Source organism: Lamprobacter sp. (assembly GCF_034860625.1).
Lineage (GTDB): Bacteria > Pseudomonadota > Gammaproteobacteria > Chromatiales > Chromatiaceae > Lamprobacter.
Genome location: NZ_JAYESN010000051.1, coordinates 1 through 16,232, shown reverse-complemented (window position 1 = coordinate 16,232; position 16,232 = coordinate 1). Strand labels below are relative to the sequence as shown.

Genomic DNA, 16,232 nt, shown 5'->3' with positions numbered 1-16,232 from the left:
ACGTTGGCATTTTCGCATGATTATCATCTCAAACGGTTTTAGTAAGTTCCACTTAGCCCCAGCTGCGGCGGAAATGGATCGCAGTAGACTGCTTAGCTGTTTTTTTACAGGCGCCTATCCAACAGCTTTCGTTGTGCGATTCCTCCGAACAACAGGGCTTGAGCGGTCAAAAAAATTTCAGCGGTTAATTGCCCGTCGAGAGACCATATTGGAGAGCCGAGTAATTGCTTTTTGGGGCGCAGAGGCATTGTATATTATTGGGCAGTGGCTCATGAAGAATCGCTGGAAAAAGTTCGAGCGCCTCGGAAGTTGGATAAATAATCAATCAATGATTAACTATGGCAGGTCGGCGAAACGAATCATTGAAGATGCACGATGCATGGATAATCCAATCATTTATCATTATCGTGCCGGGTTTGGGCATGCTTCTCTGAAAAGGGCAAAATTAAAGGGCATGATTAGATTGTGCGATCATTCAATCGCTCATCCTGCGCTCGTTGATTGGATTATTGAACATCGCGGGCTACTTCCTGCAAAAGACGAGGATGTCAAAGAAGAAAGCGGCTTCTGGCGTATGATTCTCGAAGATATACAAAAGGCAGATGCTGTTTTGGTTAATTCAGAGTTTGTTAAGCAGACTTTTTTGAACCGCGGATGGGATCCGAGGCTGGTTCATGTAATTTATCTCGGTGTTGATGATGCTTTTTTCTCCGCAATCCCGGAGCGGAAAGCCCAAGATCGTTCTGACGAAGCGCCCATTCGGTTTACATTCGCAGGTTCTTTTGAACAAAGAAAAGGCGCGGATGCGCTAGTCACGGCGATTAGCCTGCTGCGACAACGAAACGTTTCAATGCAACTCGACATCTTTGGCACAGCACCCGTCCAAATCACTGCACAGTATCCTAGAATCGTTGAGGATGATCGCGTGCATCTGCATGGCTTGCTTTCTCGGACTGAATTAGCGCATAGGCTGTCGGAAACGGATGTTTTTGTGTTCCCCTCGCTCGCCGAAGGCTCGGCCCGCGTCGTCTTCGAAGCCCTAGCCTGCGGCTGTTATGTCATTACGACACCGAATAGCGGCTCGATCGTCGAAGATGGCGTTCATGGCCGGCTGATTCCCCCAGGGGATGCGGTACGTCTGGCCGACGCCATGCAAGAAGCGATTCGGCTCGACCGACCGCACCTTAGAGCTGTTGGACTTGAGAATGCCAACCTGATCCGCTCCCGCTATCGTCAGGTCCATTACGGCGACAAGCTAGAGCAGCTCTATTCAAGGCTGGTTAATACAACTGCTAGAGTCGCGTAAACCCACATATGTATGGGTATCAACATCCGCCACGCGTGTCTGTTCAAGAACTACGGCTTCCGCTTAGATTTGCGGATTTGCTTGTTTTCTTGATTCCTGTAACCGGCTTTATTGAATTCAATCTGATCGGCCGACTATTTCTCCCTGATTTACTGCTCATCGCTATCCTGCCACTCATGCTAGCGCGCCTTGGACGTCTATTATGGCAGCCGCTCCCGCGCACTTTTTTAGCCTTTGGCGTGCTTTGGCTGATAAGTCAAGCGCTCACCGATCTAATCCTCGCTACGCCATTTGACGATCTGGCGCGTGGCTGGGCGAAGATTACGTTTACTTTATTGAGCTTCATGACTCTCTATCTTTTGATTGATGGAAGATACTCGCGAATTTTATTATATTTACTTGGGCTGGCTGTTGGTGGTTTATTGGCCTATTTCTTCAATCCTGGCACTTACGCTGAAGGGCATCCCTGGAAATTCGGCATAGGCGTCCCAGTCACCTTGTTCTTTGTCGTTATGGCTTCCATCACTCGCAATCGACGCGCGGCAGTTTGGCTGATGATAGCTGCCGGAGTGCTTAATGTACTGCTTGGGTATCGTAGTCTGGGGGGGATTTGCCTGCTAACCGCGCTGTTACTACCCGTGTTTGCGATAGTCAAAGCACGCACTATCCGTTTGCCGACGCTTTTTCTGGTTGGGGCCGTATTGATCACTGTTTCTTGGGGTTTGCTAACACTTTATGAACAAGCTGCAAAGGCAGGAATACTAGGAGAACAGGCGCAAGAAAAATATTTGAGGCAATCTTCCGGATCGCTTGGTTTGATTCTTGGTGGACGTAGCGGAATTTTTGGTGCGATAGCTGCTATCAAAGACTCACCTATCATTGGCCACGGATCGTGGGCCAAGGACTGTCATTATTACATGATGTGGGCATTTGCAATGATTGAACATGGTTACCAGCCTCCCATTAATATCCTACGCCCAGATCCAGAAGAATGGGGTGATTGTTTAATCCCAAGCCACTCTCACATTCTTGGTGCATGGCTCGAGGCAGGATTCGTTGGTGCATTGGTATGGTTTTGGCTATTGTTACTTATTGCCAAAACATGTGCCAGTTACCTGATGAAAAGCCATAAGCCATCGGCTATTGAAATTTTTGTCGCTATCTTGCTAGCTTGGGACATTCTTTTCTCGCCATTTGGTGCAGAACGTCGTTTTGTCACGCCATATTATATTGTTGTCGTTATGTATAGTTACAGGCAGCGCGGCGAAGAAATGATTGGTCGAGCGCCAACAGCGGCAGCACCAGTAACTGGATTATCATGACCTTGTGTTGCTTTTCCGCGTTATGATTAACGTGACTCTCTCGGTGCGTGCGTAATTGATAGGCAATAGGTCTTACAGTTGCGTAACGATGATATTCGCGAAGAGGCTTGTTTATGAAGTTTTCAGTGGTAACCAATGCTTATAATCAGGGTCGTTTTTTGCGCCGCTGCATGGAATCTGTCTTACGACAAACTAGCGTAGAGTTTGAGTATATCGTGGTTGATCCTGGTTCAACAGATAATACTACTGCAATCTTGGAAGAATACCGGGCATACAACGACCCTCGACTGTTCATTCAGTGTGAACCGGACGACGGACCGGCCCACGGTTTAAATAAGGCATTTAACCAAGCTACTGGTGATTGGTTCATCTATCTCAACGCCGATGACTTTTTCTTGCCAGGTATGTTTGAGCATGCAGCTGCCATACTTTTACACTATCCCGACGCTGATTGTGTCTATGGTGATGGATACATCACTGATGCGGCGGGCAACCCAGTGCGTCGTGTTTATTCTACAGAGTTTGAAGCGCGCAAGAGCGTTTGCGGACACACAATGGTACTACAACAATCGACCTTTTACCGTGCTCCAAGCTTTCGGAAAGTTGGTGGCTTTAACGTCGACAACCGCACAAGTTGGGACTGGGAACTATTAATTGATATGTCACTTGCCGACATGCAACTAATCCATGCACCAGGCTTCTGGTCGGCTTTTGCTATACATGGGGAGAGCATTACCGGCAGCCAGCGCCATGCCGCCGAGAGCAAGCGCAACCATGAGCGTGTCTTCGAGAAAGTTATGGGCCGCAAGCGGACGGAAAGAGATATTCGGGGTAAGAAGCTAAGAACTCTGCTCTATCGGTTTGCGCACCCAAAGCGTACCTTTGACAGGTTAATCGATCAAATTAGCCCACAACATTTGCCGTCTCTTACAGGTGGCTTACCTGGCATTGAAAACAACGCAGTATAGGAGAGCATTCTATGACGTCCAAAATTGTGGCACAGGCACCAGGACAGATGTCCTGCTTCTTCGGATTCCACGACGTGAGCCCTTGGAGCCCTGACGATCAAGATGTACTGCTTCTTCAGGTCGACCCGGAAATTCGACGACTCCCAAGGCCGGGGGACTGGGCTAGTATTTTGCTCTGGAGTCCAGAGACCGACAAGACACGGTTGATTGGCAAGACTGACACTTGGAACTTTCAGCAAGGTGCTCGCGCAATGTGGATACCTACAGAGGGTCGCCGAGTAATCTACAATCGAAGGATCAACGACGCCCCGGGATGTGAGATCGTCGATCTCGACAGTGGTGATCGCCGGGAACTACCGCATGCAGTGGGTGCGATTTCTCCGGATGGAGCCTACGGCTTTGCGCCCAATTTTGCGCGTCTTGGTGTGCTCTGGCCAGCCTACGGCTATGCTGGTTTTGTGCGGGAGGAAGAACTACAGCCTCGGCCACACGATGACGGGTTGTGGCGCATCGATTTGTCCACGGGTGGGCGAACACTTGTCTTTTCTATTAAGGAATTGGCAGAAATAAAGGGCGTCGAAGCCCCCACGAGCACTAAGCTTTTTGTCACCCATATCTCCTTTAACCGCAGAGGAAGCCGTATTGTTTTCATGCTGCGGTTTATGACACAGGATGATGCACTATACAGCATCATCTTTTCCGCACGGCCCGATGGAACCGATCTTCGGTTACTCGCACAGGAGAAGGTTAGTCATTTCGACTGGATCGATGAAGACAACATTATCCTCTGGATGCGCAAGAGCGTGTCAGGGCTGGCGGCCGCTCGCAAGTCGGGTCTTCTAGCCTCACCCTTTGTAAAGCCGTTGGTGAATGTCGCACGGATGTTCCGGGGCCGAATTAAGGGCAAACTACTAAACGAAAGCTATTTCATTGTTTCGACGGTGACTGACGTCAAGGAACCCTTTATGCCCGGCCAACTGCCGCTGGACGGCCACCCAATGATTTCCCCCGACCTTTGTTGGATGATCCTAGACGAGTACCCTGAACCGCAAGGAGGCCGCACTCCTTTGATCTTGGTCGAGATGTCAACGCGTAAACGATATGATGTACATACATTCATCCATGATGTCGGCTCTAAAGATAAAGACTTAAAGTGCGATCTCCACCCACGCTGGAATCGTGCCGGAACCCAAGTCGGGGTGGACGCAACGGCTGACGGCCGTCGCTGTTTCATGATCATTGACTTGGCGGAATGGATCGGGCAGCCCAAGTCATTGTGAGAGATTAGTCATCGTAGTACTGTTTCTCAACGAAACGCAGTACAGTTTTTTCTTAATTTTAATAGCGGTTTAGTATGCGATAGCTGCATTGGGTAGTCGAAGTTCAGCGCGAGAAATCATCTCGCCATCGCTGTCGTAGAGGAATTTTAGAAGACACTTTCAGCTTCCTGAGTTGAGATTGTGTTAGCTAGTCAACGCTTCTACACCATCCACAAACCGTTGCACATCGCCCAGTGAGGCGCTGGCGTTTGTGGCTCGACACATTCGCTGCCACAAGTCCTCGTTATCACTCAACAACCCCATAAAATAAGCCATGCCTTGCGGATTGTCCGGCTCAATGACAAAGCCATTGACGCCGCTGCGCACTAGCAGATCGCGCGCCCCGCAGTTAACGGAGAGGATCACCGGCAGCCCCATGGCTTGCGCCTCGATCACAACATTGCCAAATTGCTCTTCGACGCTTGGTAACAACAGCGCCAAGGTTTGCCCAAGTGTCTGGCTGATTGCTGCGTCCTGGAGCCAGCCACGAAAGACAATCTGCTCGGCAATGCCGAGATCTGCGGCTTGCTGCCGCAAGGCGGCCTCGTCTGGCCCCGATCCGCATAGATGCAGTGGACGCGGATTTGTGCTGTCTTGGCGATAAAGCGCATAAGCCGACAAGAGCATGGAGAGGTTTTTCTTCGGTACAAGACGGGCGATAGCGGTAAAATGCCGATCCTCGAACGCGGGGCCATTCGGTGCAGGCGGTACCCTGGCCTGGCGTCGAATACGCTCGATGCTGACGGTGTTATATTCAGCTGCGATGTTTTCGGCTTTCAAACCCAGGAACCTCCAGTAATCGTTCGACCGGGTTCCGGTAGAGAGCACGCCATGATAGGGGAGCAGAAAAAGTGACTTGCCCACCTCTTTCCAAACCGAGCGCGGCTTATCGTCGAACTTTGAGTTGTTCATGGTGCTGACCCGCCCGCCGCGAACGCGGAGTATCGCAGCCAGCAGAAAGATTGCCGGGTCTTGATAGTGGCAGAGAAAGAAGCAAGTCTGCCGAGGCGGCGGCATGTGAGCCAGCATCTTACGCACTCGCATGAGCAACGACGGCAGCTCCCGGTCGGCAAAGACCGTTCTCTTCTCGAAGGTTTTCGATGGCCTCGATTCCCAAGCATAGGTGCTGCTCTTGGGTGTTAGCTCAATCCCGATGATCTCGAATCGATCAGACAGATGCCGATGCACAGCATCGACGCGATCCATGTGATAGGGGCCGAAGTTGTCCCAGAGAAAGACAAGCCTACTTCTGGTTGGTTGTTGTCGCATCCTATAAGACTCCGAGCGGTTTGTTCGGTGTTTGTATGATGGTAGACGAAGCAAAAACCATGTCGCACATCAGGATAAACTGGACGCATTGCCAAAACCTCAGCACCAAAAAGCCAACCCATCACGGCACCTCATGCGATCGTTTCCTAATGTGTTTGACGATCAATCACGCCGCGATATTCCTCGGTGAGTTGCTCGACGATTTGCGGCCAGGCATAGCGTTCGCGCGCCGAGCGGCGTCCATGCTCGCCCATGCGCTGCCGGCGTTCTGGATCATGGAGTAAATCCAGTATGGCGCTGGCGACTTGGCCGGCATCGCAATCGGTTACCAGACCGGCCCCATCGGCCGCGACTTCCTGATGGATGTTGACATGCCGGGAAATGACCACCGGGCAGGTGCAGGCCATGGCCTCGACCACCGTCATGCCGAAGTTCTCGGTGTAAGACGGCAGCGCGAAGACATCGGCATCGACATAAGCCTGAACCACATCGGCGCCACTGAGGAAATCGACGAAGACCACGGCGGATTCAAGCCGTTGCTCACGCACCCAGCCGCGTACCTGATCGCCATAGGCATCATTCGAAGGGCCGACAATCGCCAGACGCGCATCCGGAAGCGCCTCGCGGACCTGAGCAAAGGCCGGAATTAGGATGTCGAGTCCCTTTTTGTAGTGCAGGCGGCCAAGAAAAAGCACCACGGGTGCATCACCAAGGGCATGCTGGGCACGGAAGGCACCTCTGGGCGGTAGGTGTTCAAAGGGCGCCCAGTCGATGCCATTGGGTACGACGAAAGAAGGCGCGCGCAAGCCCAGTGGCGCGACCAACCGGCGCTCATCCTCGGCGGTATAGTGGATCGCTCCGGCAGCGTTCAGGTTGGGAAAATCAAACCAACGCTCATACAGCCGTTTAAGCCCAGTACTGACGGAACTCTTATGATACAGATAAGGGTCAAGCGACCCGTGCGGCATGATGACATAGGGCACTTTCTGCTGGCGTGCGCTATAGGCCGCGTAGGTCGATGGGAAGCGGTACAGGCCATGCACATGCAAGAGATCAAACTGCTTGAGCCTCGCTTGTAGATATCGGGCAAGCGCAAGCGATAGCTTGATGGGCCGCGCATTGATGCGGAAAAAGTGAACCTTGACTTGTCCGTCGCAGAGGGTCGATTCACCCGGCGGGCAGAGGATGCCGCTTGGGTAGTCCTCATTGGTTGTCGCGATAGTGACTTGGTGGCCCGCTGCGGCCTGGGCGCAGGCCAGAGCCTTGACGACGCTGACAGGTCCGCCCCGCCGTGGCGCAAGCGAAAGCAAGACATGTAGAATCTTCATGACTATGCAGAATCTGCCGTTTCGTCGTGCGATGTTACATGCTCGTCATATCCCATTTCACGCCGAAGTCGATTCAGCCCTTCGTTTTGCCCGAGACGCTGGCGCAGTGGCGCTTCACTGGCTTTTTGACGACGGCTGACGGTATGTGACTTCGCAGGATCTAAGGCAGCCATGAGGTTGTTTGTCAGATGCGCAATACTTGGAGGGTCCACACGGGCTGGTTCAAGCCAACTGTGGAGCAAGCGCCTAATCTCAGACTCACATCTGAAAGGCTCGAGAAAGTCCTCATAACGGACAATGATACAATCGGTGTCTTTAATCCAATCGAGGTACGGACGCAGCCGCTTTTCAAGGCTCGGGTATAAATCTGGCCTATTTGGCGACCCTTCGAGCGCCCGGCGAATACTTTCGTTCTGATCTAAAGACCTAAACTCGCGTGCCATACGATGAAACCGATTCATCGAACGAAGATAGTGGGCTTCAGAAAGCAGCACGTCCATCGGGTCGCGTATGATCAACCAATGGATGGCATTCTGCCTACACAACTGTTCTTTGACAGCAGTTGAGTAGTGGAGATGTGCGCCAACCACCTCTCCTGGAACAATACGAGACAATCTCCGCAGCATTTCTTGATCACTGCGCTTTTTCAGTGTGAGTGACGATGACCACGCAACAAAGCTGCCGTAATACTGGGTATTTGGTAAAGCACGGGCAGCCTGCATCAAGAGATGCGTTCCGCTTTTTGGTATCGAATTCACTATAATTGGTGGATTCTTGCCATATTCATCGGACGTTGCGGTCCAGCGTTTCAGCGTCCGTGGCGCCTGCAACGCGAGCGCGATCCCTTTTCGGATTAAATTGGACCTAAGCGCGATCTTACTATCAATAAGCGCAGACATTTGGATGACATCCGCTATCAGCGAGCGGGCTCACAGGCAGAGCGAAACAACCAATCCGCCTGCACCCGCTGCCCCTGGTCGAATTGCTCATTGAAGCACCCCTTGACCCGAAACCCCGCAGCGGTGAGAAAGCGCTCGATCTCGGCATGCAGGGCCTGGCCTTGATACAGCTCGACATCGGAGGCTTCGACATAGACGACATCGATCTCCGGCAACAGCCCGGTCGCACCCTTGAGCACCTCCAGCTCAAACCCCTGCACGTCGATCTTCAGCAGACTGGGCCGTGCCAGCGGTGGGCGGATGCAGGCGTCCAGGCGCTGGATCGGCACCCGCAGCACGCCGGTCTCGTTCATGCCGAAGAGGGTCTTTTGGCGCTCACCCAAGGCGAGTAGTGAGGAGGAGTCGGCGCGGCTGGCGAGGTGCAGTTCGCCCTCACCGGGCGCGGCGCCGAGGGCGCAGGCCTGGATCTCGGCCTGGCCGCGGGTGGCGCGGGCGAGCTTGGCCCGAGGCGCGGGCAGCGGCTCGAAGCAGATCAGCCGGGCCTGCGGCCAGCGCAGCCGGGCATAGGTGGCGAACTGGCCCTTGTTGGCGCCGACATCGATGACGGTGGCGAAGTGCTCGCGCCCGAGGGCGCTGTCGTGCTCCAGGGTGGCGGCGACGCCCTGCAGCAAGGCCGGCCAACAGGCGGGGCGCTGCAGGAGCTTGAGGTATTTGCGCAGGCGTGGGGTCATCCGGGAGTCCGTCTCGGTGAGCGCGTGATGCGGGGCGCATCTTAACCGATCCGAGCCGGTGGGGCGATGTTGAATGGGAGCGAAAACCGGGACGCACATCCGTAGAGGCGATGAGGTGACCACCACCGAGGCCCGCGAAGAGCAACTGCGCCAATGGCATCGGTGCCTGTGAAATCAGGTTCCAGGCTCAACCGGCAGCTAATCACTCGACCGGTAGCGATGACTAGGGTCACTCAAGGCGCACATCAGGGCCGCAGTCGGCTATCCTGACCGGCATGAAGACCGACCACCCGATCTATCTGTTTCTGCGCAGTGGCCCCGAGGCCTTCCGGGTGCTCACCGGCGGCCTGCAGCTTGAAGGCGCCTACAGGGTCTGCTCGCTGACCATCAAAAGCCTTGAGCGCCGCCTCGATGGCCTGGTCGCGCCCGACGGCCACGCAGGTCCGGCCTATGTGGTTGAATTCCAGGCCCAGCCGGTAGATAAGTCGCTGTACAATCTGGCCGCCAAGGTGGGCCTGTACGGTGAGGAGCACCCCGAGCACGAGGTCCTCGGTATCGCCGTGTTCCTGCGCGCCGCCGACATCCCCGTCCGGCCCAGCTGGGTGCACGAGCGCGGCTCGCCGATCCGCTGTGTCAGTCTCGACAGCTTCTTGCGCGAACGGCTCGAGCGCGAGCCTGATAACCCCTATGTCGCGGTCTTCGCGCCGCTGATCATCGATAGCGATGCGGAGCTGACGCAGCGCGCACCGGTGCTCTGGCAGACGATCCAACAAGCGCCGCTCGACGCAGATATCCGCGCGACGTTGTCAGAGGTGTTGGAATTCTGGTTGTTTGAACGCTTCAGCCGTTACACCGACGAGGAGATCTGGACCATGTTGAATCTGTTGACTCCGCTTGAGGAGACGAAGGCCTATCAATCGATCTTTGCCAAGGGTGAAGCCAAGGGTGAAGCCAAGGGTGAAGCTAGAGGTGAGGCTAGAGGTGAGGCTAGGGGCGAAGCCAAGGCCAAGGTCGGAACGCTCTGCCGACAGCTCACCCGCCGCTTCGGACCGTTGCCACCTTGGGCCGCGCAGCGCATCTCCGCGGCGTCTGAGGCGCAGCTCGACACCTGGCTGGATGGCATTTTCGATGCTACCAGCGTCAAGGATTTACTCGGCGACGACAGCGAGCGCCATTGAGCTGATCACCACCAGGAGAACCCTGACATGGCCTACACCATGGAAGAATTTCTACGCGAGACCCATGAGCTGGTGCTTGCAAACATGACCCCAGAAGAACGGCTCAAGGGGCTACCGCCTGATGAAGTCCTCAAACGCTACGATCCGGAGGAGCGGCTCAAGGGGCTTGATCCGGCCGCATCCCGCAACGCTTTGACCGTGGCCTCGGTTAAGCCGGCGGCGGTTGCAATCTGCTCATCAGTCAGCAGCCTCAGTGCGATCAGATGACTGGCCACTTCTTCGCGACCTTCCCGCTTGGCCTCGTTCAGAAACGAGACCTCGTCGTGCAATGCACGCTCGCGCACGAAGGCGAGGCGGCGCGCCTCTTCATCGGCGCTGAGTTCGCGGATGCGGTCCATGGCTTGCTGGACGGGTTCGTGGGCGACGGTGATCCAGGCGCGCAATGGTCCGGGGGTGAACGGCTGTGCGGCAATGAGCGTCTCACGAAGCCCGCTTGCGTGAAATCAGCGTTTCAGATCGCGATAGAAGTTCTCATGCGTCCCAACCAACAGCAGCCACCGGGTTTCTGGATCGTATTCGTATGCAAGCAGAAAGCGTCTGTCGATGCATTGGAACTTGTAGACAAACACACCGGCAAGATCTCCCTTCTTGGCCTCGCCTAACGTCGGATTGTCGACGATCGCGACCACGGCCTTGTCCACATCCACTGTTTGATTTGAATTTAAACGCTTGTAGGCACGGCGGAAACCGCTCGACTGCAAGACATCAACCATTGCTGTCTGACCGGTATCCTTCAGGAACGAAAGGGACCGCACCTTCGCGCCCCTCAGCGCGTGCGATCAAGATGTCGCGAACGAAATCGACAGGCAAGTCCGGGTTGTCCAGGGCGGCCTTGCCGATCTTGGCCCAGAACTCGATCTGGCCCGCAATCGTCCTCGATTCTGCCTTCGCTTGGCGCCTGGCGTCCTCGTACAGTACATCGTCGATACGCACCGGCATACCCATCGTTGTCTCTCCAACAGCTTACTACTTTTGTAGCTTAACCGAGGCGATCGGGTGCTTCAAGCCGCAGCGGGGAAAGAGAGTCAGACCCTGAGGTATCCCCACAAATCCGGCCCTCTGGCGTTCACTCAGCGAGCCGCTCTACTCGCTCCATGACGGATGAGACCACCACCGAGCCCCGCGACGAGCAGCTGCGCCAATGGCATCGGTTGTTCGGCATCGCGCCGCAGCGCAAGACGGGCCAGGCTTGCGGGGAAGCGCTCGGAGATCGAAAACCGGGACGCACGACCTTATAGGCGATGGCTTGGCGGGCGCCTCACCAGGTCTTGGGCTGAAAGGTCGCGTCGTTGCGGATCTCGATCGCTTGTCCGGATTGGGCGAGCACGAATAGACCTTTGCGGTAGGCATAACGCCCGACTTGATCCGGCACGACCACGCCGGCGACGGCGCCTAAGAGCTGATACTCGCGGTAGTGCGGAAAGCAGTCTTTGAATCGGTCAAGACGCTCGAGGTGTTCGTTGACGTCGTCGACGCTGAGGTGGGATTTGCATTCCACCGCAACGGCGACCTGCGCGTTGAGCGCGAGGAGATCGACCTCGGCGATGACTTGGCCGCTGTCATCATAGGCGCTGAGGTTGGGCGCGACTTGGTGCACCGGCAGTCCACGCTCGCGCAGGAGGCGCACCACCGCCGGGCGGACCATCTCCTGGACGAAGTCGCCAAGCCGGTTGCCTTGGCGGCCGATGAGCTCGCTGAGTTGTTGGATCTTGCGATCGGTTTCCTCGAAGCGCTGCGTCAACTGCTGGTTAGCCTCGTTAAACTTGCGGTCGGTTTCACGAAACAGTGCCCAAATCTCTTCTGCCGATGTGGCCATGTGCCTCTCCGTTCCAATACCGCGTCGATGTCCAGAAAGATGTAGACCCCCATCGCGTCGTGTCTCCCAAGCTGTTGAAATAAAAATCCGAACGGGTTGGAGATCCGGGAGAGCCCAGACAAAGGCGGTCTATCCCGAATATCGGGATGGCCAGCGCGGCCAGGAGCAGCAGCAGGGCGTGAGCATCCAGCGCATCCCGCAGGCATCCTACCAGCCCGGCGGTGGGCTGGCTGAGCACGCGGCTGATGACCGAGCCCAATACTTTCACTCTCGTCGTGATGGCACAAATCAAGGCTCGAGAAAGCAAGGATGAGTTCACCCGAAAGAAGTGGAAATGGCACCTGATCCGGCTACTCTATCAACGCGGATATTCACGCGAACAGGTGCTTGAACTCTTCCGCCTCATCGACTGGATGCTGCGCCTTCCGGAGGCGCTAGAGCGCGAATTCCTGCATAATCTGATCGCCTTCGAGGAGGAGACCAAGATGCCCTATGTCACCAGTGTCGAGCGACTGAGCCATGAAGACGGACGCCAAGAGGGCGAGGCTGCGCTCTTGGTTCACCTACTGACCCTCAAGTTCGGCGCTCCGACCGATCCGCCCGATCAATCGGGCCTGCAAACAGCCACCGCAGGCTGAGCACAGGGCATGACGAGCACTCCAACCCCGCACGACTGCTTCTTCCGCGAGAACTTCGTGCGTCCAGCCATTGCGCGCGATCTGCTGCGGCACACACTGCCGCCGGAACTCCTTGCCGATCTCGATCTGCAGCGTCTCGTCATCTCACCCGATACCTTCGTGACCGAGGCGCTGCGCAAGGTCTACTCGGATCTCATCTATCAGATTCCCTATCGAGACAGCACCCTCTCGGTCTATCTGCTCTTTGAGCATAAGAGCCAGCCTGAGCACTGGGTGCTGCTGCAACTACTGCGCTACATCGTCGCCAGCGGTGAGCTGTACCGCGACCAGAACCCCAAGGCCAAAACGCTGCCGCCGATCTACCCGCTGGTGCTGTACCACGGGCAGACGCGCTGGCGCGCGCCTGCAAGCTTCCAGGATCTGATCGATCCGCTACCTGAAGCACTGAAACCGTTTGTGCCGCAGTTCGGCTATGGGCTGCACGACATCTCGGCGAAGAGCAACACGGAGATCAAGGGCGAGGTGCTCACCCGACTGGTCCAGCTGGCGCTGCGCCATATCTACAGCGATCAGCCCACAGAGCGCTTCAGCGAGCTACTCGAGTTGATCACCAAGGTCAGCCGCGATCAGACCGCGCTAGCGATTCTAGAATCTCTACTTCGCTACTATGTCAAAGGAACAGGGCGCCTTGATGAGCAACAGGCACACGTCCTCCTAAAACTGACCTTTCCCGGAGAACCGCTGATGGAAACCTGGATCGACCGCTACATTGAACAAGGCAAACAGCTTGGCGAACAGCGCGGCGAGCAGCGCGGCGAGCAGCGCGGCGGGGCGAAGATGCTCCTGCGCCAGATCGAGCGCAAATTCGGCCCACCCAGCGAGCCCATCCGCACCCGGATCACCGAAGCCGACGCGGAAACACTCTTGGAATGGTCCGACCGGATTCTCGACGCCCGCAGTCTTGATGAGGTGTTGCCTTGAGAGCCACAGGCTAAGCGCCGGGCATCCAACGGCAATGAGGTTTTGTGATGGCTGAACTCAGCACCCTTTATGACACCGACTACAGCACATGGGCCAAGCGTCATGTGGAGCTTTTGCGCGCGCGCCGCTTTGCGGAGATGGACATCGAACACCTGCTGGACGAGTTGAGCGATATGAGCAAGAGTGAGCGACGCGAGCTGGCCAGCCGATTGTTGATCCTGATTGCGCACTTGCTGAAATGGGAATACCAGTATCCGATTCTCTCCGAGCGGTGGCGTGAATTCGATGGTCGAAGCTGGCGCGTCACCATCACCGAGCAGCGCAAACAACTGGCCGTGCTATTGCGCCAATCGCCAGGTCTCAAGTCCGCGCTCGACGAGACGATCATGGCCGCCTACCCGGATGCCGTTGACCTAGCCAGCAAAGAGCGTCGAGTGCCTGTTGAGACCTTTCCCCCATCTTGTCCTTACCCGGCGGAGCAGTTGCTGTCTGACGATTTTTACCCCGGTTCGACAGCGATGATCCTCGACTGAGGTTGATATGGGCGAGTTCCGGGAACAGTTTGCTGAGCTTGATCCAGCCACCATCGAGGCTTGGCTGACCAAGCAACGTCGGGATCATTGACTGCCAGCTAAACCGGGCGGGTCTGCTTAGCGCAGTTTAGACATCATCCGGCCGCATCCCGCAACGCTTTGACCGCGGCCTCGGTTAAGCCGGCGGCGGTTGCAATCTGCTCATCAGTCAGCAGCCTCAGTGCGATAAGATGACGGGCCACTTCTTCGCGGCCTTCTTTGCGGCCTTCCCGCTTGGCTTCATTGAGAAACGAGACCTCGTCGTGCAATGCGCGCTCGCGCACGAAGGCGAGGCGGCGTGCTTCTTCATCGGCGCTGAGTTGGCGGATGCGGTCCATGGCTTGCTGGACGGGTTCGTGGGCGACGGTGGCCATGGTGAGTTCCTCTTGCCAATGCTTGAAGAAGGTGATCCAGGCGCGCAGGGGGCCGGGTGGTAGCCCGAGCCGGTCGGCCTTGTTGAGTTCGACCAGGTTCATCTGCAGGATGTTTCCGAGCGAGACCTGGGGCTGGAACTCATCGCGCATCTCAAAGCGCCAGAGGGCTTGTTGACGTTGACGCTCGGTGGCGGGAAGAGGTCGAAGTCAAGGAGATGCAGGCCGCCGACCGAGGCGCGCAGCTCTTGATAGTCTTCGTCGCCCTCGCGCGCATCCTCCATGACCTGAATCGGCTGGTGGTGGCTGCGATGCGGGGTCAGTCTGAGGATCAAGACCGGGCTGAGGACTGATGGCCTTCGGGGCGATGGTCGGCTCGCGCGGCAGCCCATCAGGCTTGCTCGCCGACTTCGATGTTCTATCCAGCCAGGGCGTGCTAACATTGTGCTTCCGCGTGATCTCTGCCGAGGCTATCAAGATGGAAGTCGCCATTCGCAAAATGGGAAATTCTAGGGGTGTACTGATCCCAAAGCCGATTCTGGCCCAGCTCGGGCTTGAGGGTGCCGCGGATCTCCAAGTTCGCGACGGGGTCATCGAGATCCGCCCCATTTGCCGCCACCCACGAGAAGGCTGGGCGAAAGATGCTGAACAGCTCGCCCAGGAGGGTGAGGATGCCTTGGTCTGGCCGGAATTTGCCAACCAAGGAGACGATGACCTGGTTTGGTGATGCAGACGGGAGACATTTGGCTGGCGCAGCTCGATCCGACCGTGGGCAGTGAGATCCAGAAAACCCGTCCATGCGTTGTCATCTCGCCGAATGAGATGAATCAGCACCTGCGAACCCTGATCGTGGCTCCCATGACAACGGGCTCGCGGCCGGCGGCTTTTCGCGTCCCTGTCACCTTCAAGGGCAAGCGGGGGCTCATCGTTCTCGACCAGATCCGAACACTCGACCGCGCCAGGCTGGTTCAACGCCTTGGGACGCTGCATGCGGCGACACTCGATAAGACCTTGCGCACGCTGCAGGCAATGTTCGCAACAACGTCTCCGTAGGCCGGGCTAATGCGCTGTTGGGCACCGGGACCAAAACCGGGACGGTGAAAAACCCAGGACGGGTCACCATTAACCCTCATGGTCGGCTCGCGCAGCGCCGCATGACGGGACAGGCTTGCGGGGAAGCTCTAGGACATCGAACACCGGGACGCAGGATTGGAACGATGATGATGTGGCGGGCGCCTCACCAGGTCTTGGGCTGAAAGCTGGCGCCGTTGCTGACCTCGAGCGCCGCCTCGATGGCCTGGTCGCGCCCGACGGCCACGCAGGTCCGGCCTATGTGGTTGAATTCCAGGCCCAGCCGGTGGACAAGTCCCTGTACAATCTGGCCGCCAAGGTGGGCCTGTACGGTGAGGAGCACCCCGAGCACGAGGTTCTCGGTATCGCGGTGTTCCTGCGCGCCGCCGACATCCCCGCCCGG

Annotated in this window: 21 protein-coding genes and 1 pseudogene; 13 read left to right on the top strand and 9 right to left on the bottom strand. The window is 56.4% G+C overall.

From position 1 onward, the window contains the following. Positions 1 to 16: 16 nt before the first annotated feature. From VBE63_RS14285 to VBE63_RS14270, 4 genes are all read left to right on the top strand, one after another. A complete protein-coding gene (locus tag VBE63_RS14285) occupies positions 17 to 1,306 on the top strand; it encodes a glycosyltransferase family 4 protein (protein ID WP_323683698.1) in 1,290 nt (429 codons plus the stop codon). Between the two features lie 35 nt (positions 1,307 to 1,341). Continuing rightward, a complete protein-coding gene (locus VBE63_RS14280; RefSeq protein ID WP_323683697.1) occupies positions 1,342 to 2,628 on the top strand; it encodes a hypothetical protein in 1,287 nt (428 codons plus the stop codon). Positions 2,629 to 2,741: 113 nt separating this feature from the next. Continuing rightward, entirely contained in the window at positions 2,742 to 3,596 is an 855-nt protein-coding gene (locus tag VBE63_RS14275; RefSeq protein WP_323683696.1) for a glycosyltransferase family 2 protein, read from the top strand. Positions 3,597 to 3,607: 11 nt separating this feature from the next. After that, positions 3,608 to 4,876, top strand: a complete 1,269-nt coding sequence (locus tag VBE63_RS14270) for a hypothetical protein (RefSeq protein WP_323683695.1) — start codon at positions 3,608 to 3,610, stop codon at positions 4,874 to 4,876. Between the two features lie 183 nt (positions 4,877 to 5,059). On the opposite strand, the gene VBE63_RS14265 is transcribed toward VBE63_RS14270, so the two are convergent. The 4 genes from VBE63_RS14265 to VBE63_RS14250 form a co-directional block, all read right to left on the bottom strand. Beyond that, a complete protein-coding gene (locus VBE63_RS14265; RefSeq protein ID WP_323683694.1) occupies positions 5,060 to 6,121 on the bottom strand; it encodes a glycosyltransferase in 1,062 nt (353 codons plus the stop codon). Between the two features lie 209 nt (positions 6,122 to 6,330). After that, positions 6,331 to 7,512: a glycosyltransferase gene (locus VBE63_RS14260; protein ID WP_323683693.1), complete on the bottom strand. Its 1,182-nt coding sequence runs from the start codon at positions 7,510 to 7,512 to the stop codon at positions 6,331 to 6,333. Positions 7,513 to 7,514: 2 nt separating this feature from the next. Beyond that, positions 7,515 to 8,411, bottom strand: coding sequence for a sulfotransferase domain-containing protein (locus VBE63_RS14255; RefSeq protein WP_323683692.1), 897 nt, complete (start codon positions 8,409 to 8,411; stop codon positions 7,515 to 7,517). Between the two features lie 17 nt (positions 8,412 to 8,428). Beyond that, the gene (locus VBE63_RS14250; RefSeq protein WP_323683691.1) at positions 8,429 to 9,142 is read right to left on the bottom strand and encodes an FkbM family methyltransferase; all 714 of its coding nucleotides are present in this window, start codon (positions 9,140 to 9,142) and stop codon (positions 8,429 to 8,431) included. Positions 9,143 to 9,417: 275 nt separating this feature from the next. Here VBE63_RS14250 and VBE63_RS14245 point away from each other — a divergent pair, with 275 nt between their 5' ends. Further along, positions 9,418 to 10,320: a DUF2887 domain-containing protein gene (locus VBE63_RS14245; RefSeq protein ID WP_323683690.1), complete on the top strand. Its 903-nt coding sequence runs from the start codon at positions 9,418 to 9,420 to the stop codon at positions 10,318 to 10,320. Positions 10,321 to 10,457: 137 nt separating this feature from the next. On the opposite strand, the gene VBE63_RS14240 is transcribed toward VBE63_RS14245, so the two are convergent. The 3 genes from VBE63_RS14240 to VBE63_RS14230 form a co-directional block, all read right to left on the bottom strand. Next, positions 10,458 to 10,718 carry a hypothetical protein gene (locus VBE63_RS14240; protein WP_416274561.1) on the bottom strand — a complete coding sequence of 87 codons (261 nt, stop codon included), beginning with the start codon at positions 10,716 to 10,718 and terminating at the stop codon, positions 10,458 to 10,460. Between the two features lie 105 nt (positions 10,719 to 10,823). Next, positions 10,824 to 11,093 (bottom strand): type II toxin-antitoxin system RelE/ParE family toxin, encoded by a 270-nt coding sequence (locus VBE63_RS14235; protein ID WP_323683689.1) that lies wholly within the window; start codon positions 11,091 to 11,093, stop codon positions 10,824 to 10,826. Then, on the bottom strand, positions 11,086 to 11,325 hold the full coding sequence (locus VBE63_RS14230; protein ID WP_323683688.1) for a ParD-like family protein: 240 nt from the start codon (positions 11,323 to 11,325) through the stop codon (positions 11,086 to 11,088). The genes VBE63_RS14235 and VBE63_RS14230 overlap by 8 nt, the downstream gene beginning before the upstream one ends. A gap of 149 nt (positions 11,326 to 11,474) precedes the next feature. Between VBE63_RS14230 and VBE63_RS14225 the strand changes: the two genes are divergently transcribed. After that, positions 11,475 to 11,618, top strand: a complete 144-nt coding sequence (locus VBE63_RS14225; RefSeq protein ID WP_323683687.1) for a hypothetical protein — start codon at positions 11,475 to 11,477, stop codon at positions 11,616 to 11,618. Positions 11,619 to 11,638: 20 nt separating this feature from the next. On the opposite strand, the gene VBE63_RS14220 is transcribed toward VBE63_RS14225, so the two are convergent. Further along, positions 11,639 to 12,196: a DUF3782 domain-containing protein gene (locus tag VBE63_RS14220; protein WP_323683686.1), complete on the bottom strand. Its 558-nt coding sequence runs from the start codon at positions 12,194 to 12,196 to the stop codon at positions 11,639 to 11,641. 245 nt (positions 12,197 to 12,441) lie between these two features. Between VBE63_RS14220 and VBE63_RS14215 the strand changes: the two genes are divergently transcribed. Genes VBE63_RS14215 through VBE63_RS14205 form a run of 3 tightly spaced genes read left to right on the top strand, consistent with a single transcriptional unit; the run spans position 12,442 to position 14,348 of the window. Further along, positions 12,442 to 12,834, top strand: a complete 393-nt coding sequence (locus VBE63_RS14215) for a hypothetical protein (RefSeq protein WP_323683685.1) — start codon at positions 12,442 to 12,444, stop codon at positions 12,832 to 12,834. Positions 12,835 to 12,843: 9 nt separating this feature from the next. Next, positions 12,844 to 13,815, top strand: coding sequence for an Rpn family recombination-promoting nuclease/putative transposase (locus tag VBE63_RS14210; RefSeq protein WP_323683684.1), 972 nt, complete (start codon positions 12,844 to 12,846; stop codon positions 13,813 to 13,815). 47 nt (positions 13,816 to 13,862) lie between these two features. Then, on the top strand, positions 13,863 to 14,348 hold the full coding sequence (locus VBE63_RS14205) for a DUF29 domain-containing protein (protein ID WP_323683683.1): 486 nt from the start codon (positions 13,863 to 13,865) through the stop codon (positions 14,346 to 14,348). A 134-nt stretch (positions 14,349 to 14,482) separates the two neighbouring features. Here VBE63_RS14205 and VBE63_RS14200 read toward each other — a convergent pair. Further along, positions 14,483 to 15,018, bottom strand: a pseudogene (locus VBE63_RS14200) (hypothetical protein); the annotation flags it as partial. On the opposite strand from VBE63_RS14200, the gene VBE63_RS14195 reads away from it, so the two are divergent. From VBE63_RS14195 to VBE63_RS14180, 4 genes are all read left to right on the top strand, one after another. Then, the gene (locus VBE63_RS14195) at positions 14,977 to 15,111 is read left to right on the top strand and encodes a hypothetical protein (protein WP_323683716.1); all 135 of its coding nucleotides are present in this window, start codon (positions 14,977 to 14,979) and stop codon (positions 15,109 to 15,111) included. The pseudogene VBE63_RS14200 and the gene VBE63_RS14195 sit on opposite strands and share 42 nt — an antisense overlap. Beyond that, on the top strand, positions 15,111 to 15,485 hold the full coding sequence (locus VBE63_RS14190; RefSeq protein WP_323683682.1) for a hypothetical protein: 375 nt from the start codon (positions 15,111 to 15,113) through the stop codon (positions 15,483 to 15,485). Before VBE63_RS14195 ends, VBE63_RS14190 begins: the two co-directional genes overlap by 1 nt. After that, the gene (locus VBE63_RS14185) at positions 15,485 to 15,811 is read left to right on the top strand and encodes a type II toxin-antitoxin system PemK/MazF family toxin (RefSeq protein ID WP_323683715.1); all 327 of its coding nucleotides are present in this window, start codon (positions 15,485 to 15,487) and stop codon (positions 15,809 to 15,811) included. Before VBE63_RS14190 ends, VBE63_RS14185 begins: the two co-directional genes overlap by 1 nt. Before the next feature lie 115 nt (positions 15,812 to 15,926). After that, on the top strand, positions 15,927 to 16,232 hold a 306-nt coding region (locus tag VBE63_RS14180), incomplete at its 3' end, for a DUF2887 domain-containing protein (protein ID WP_416274560.1).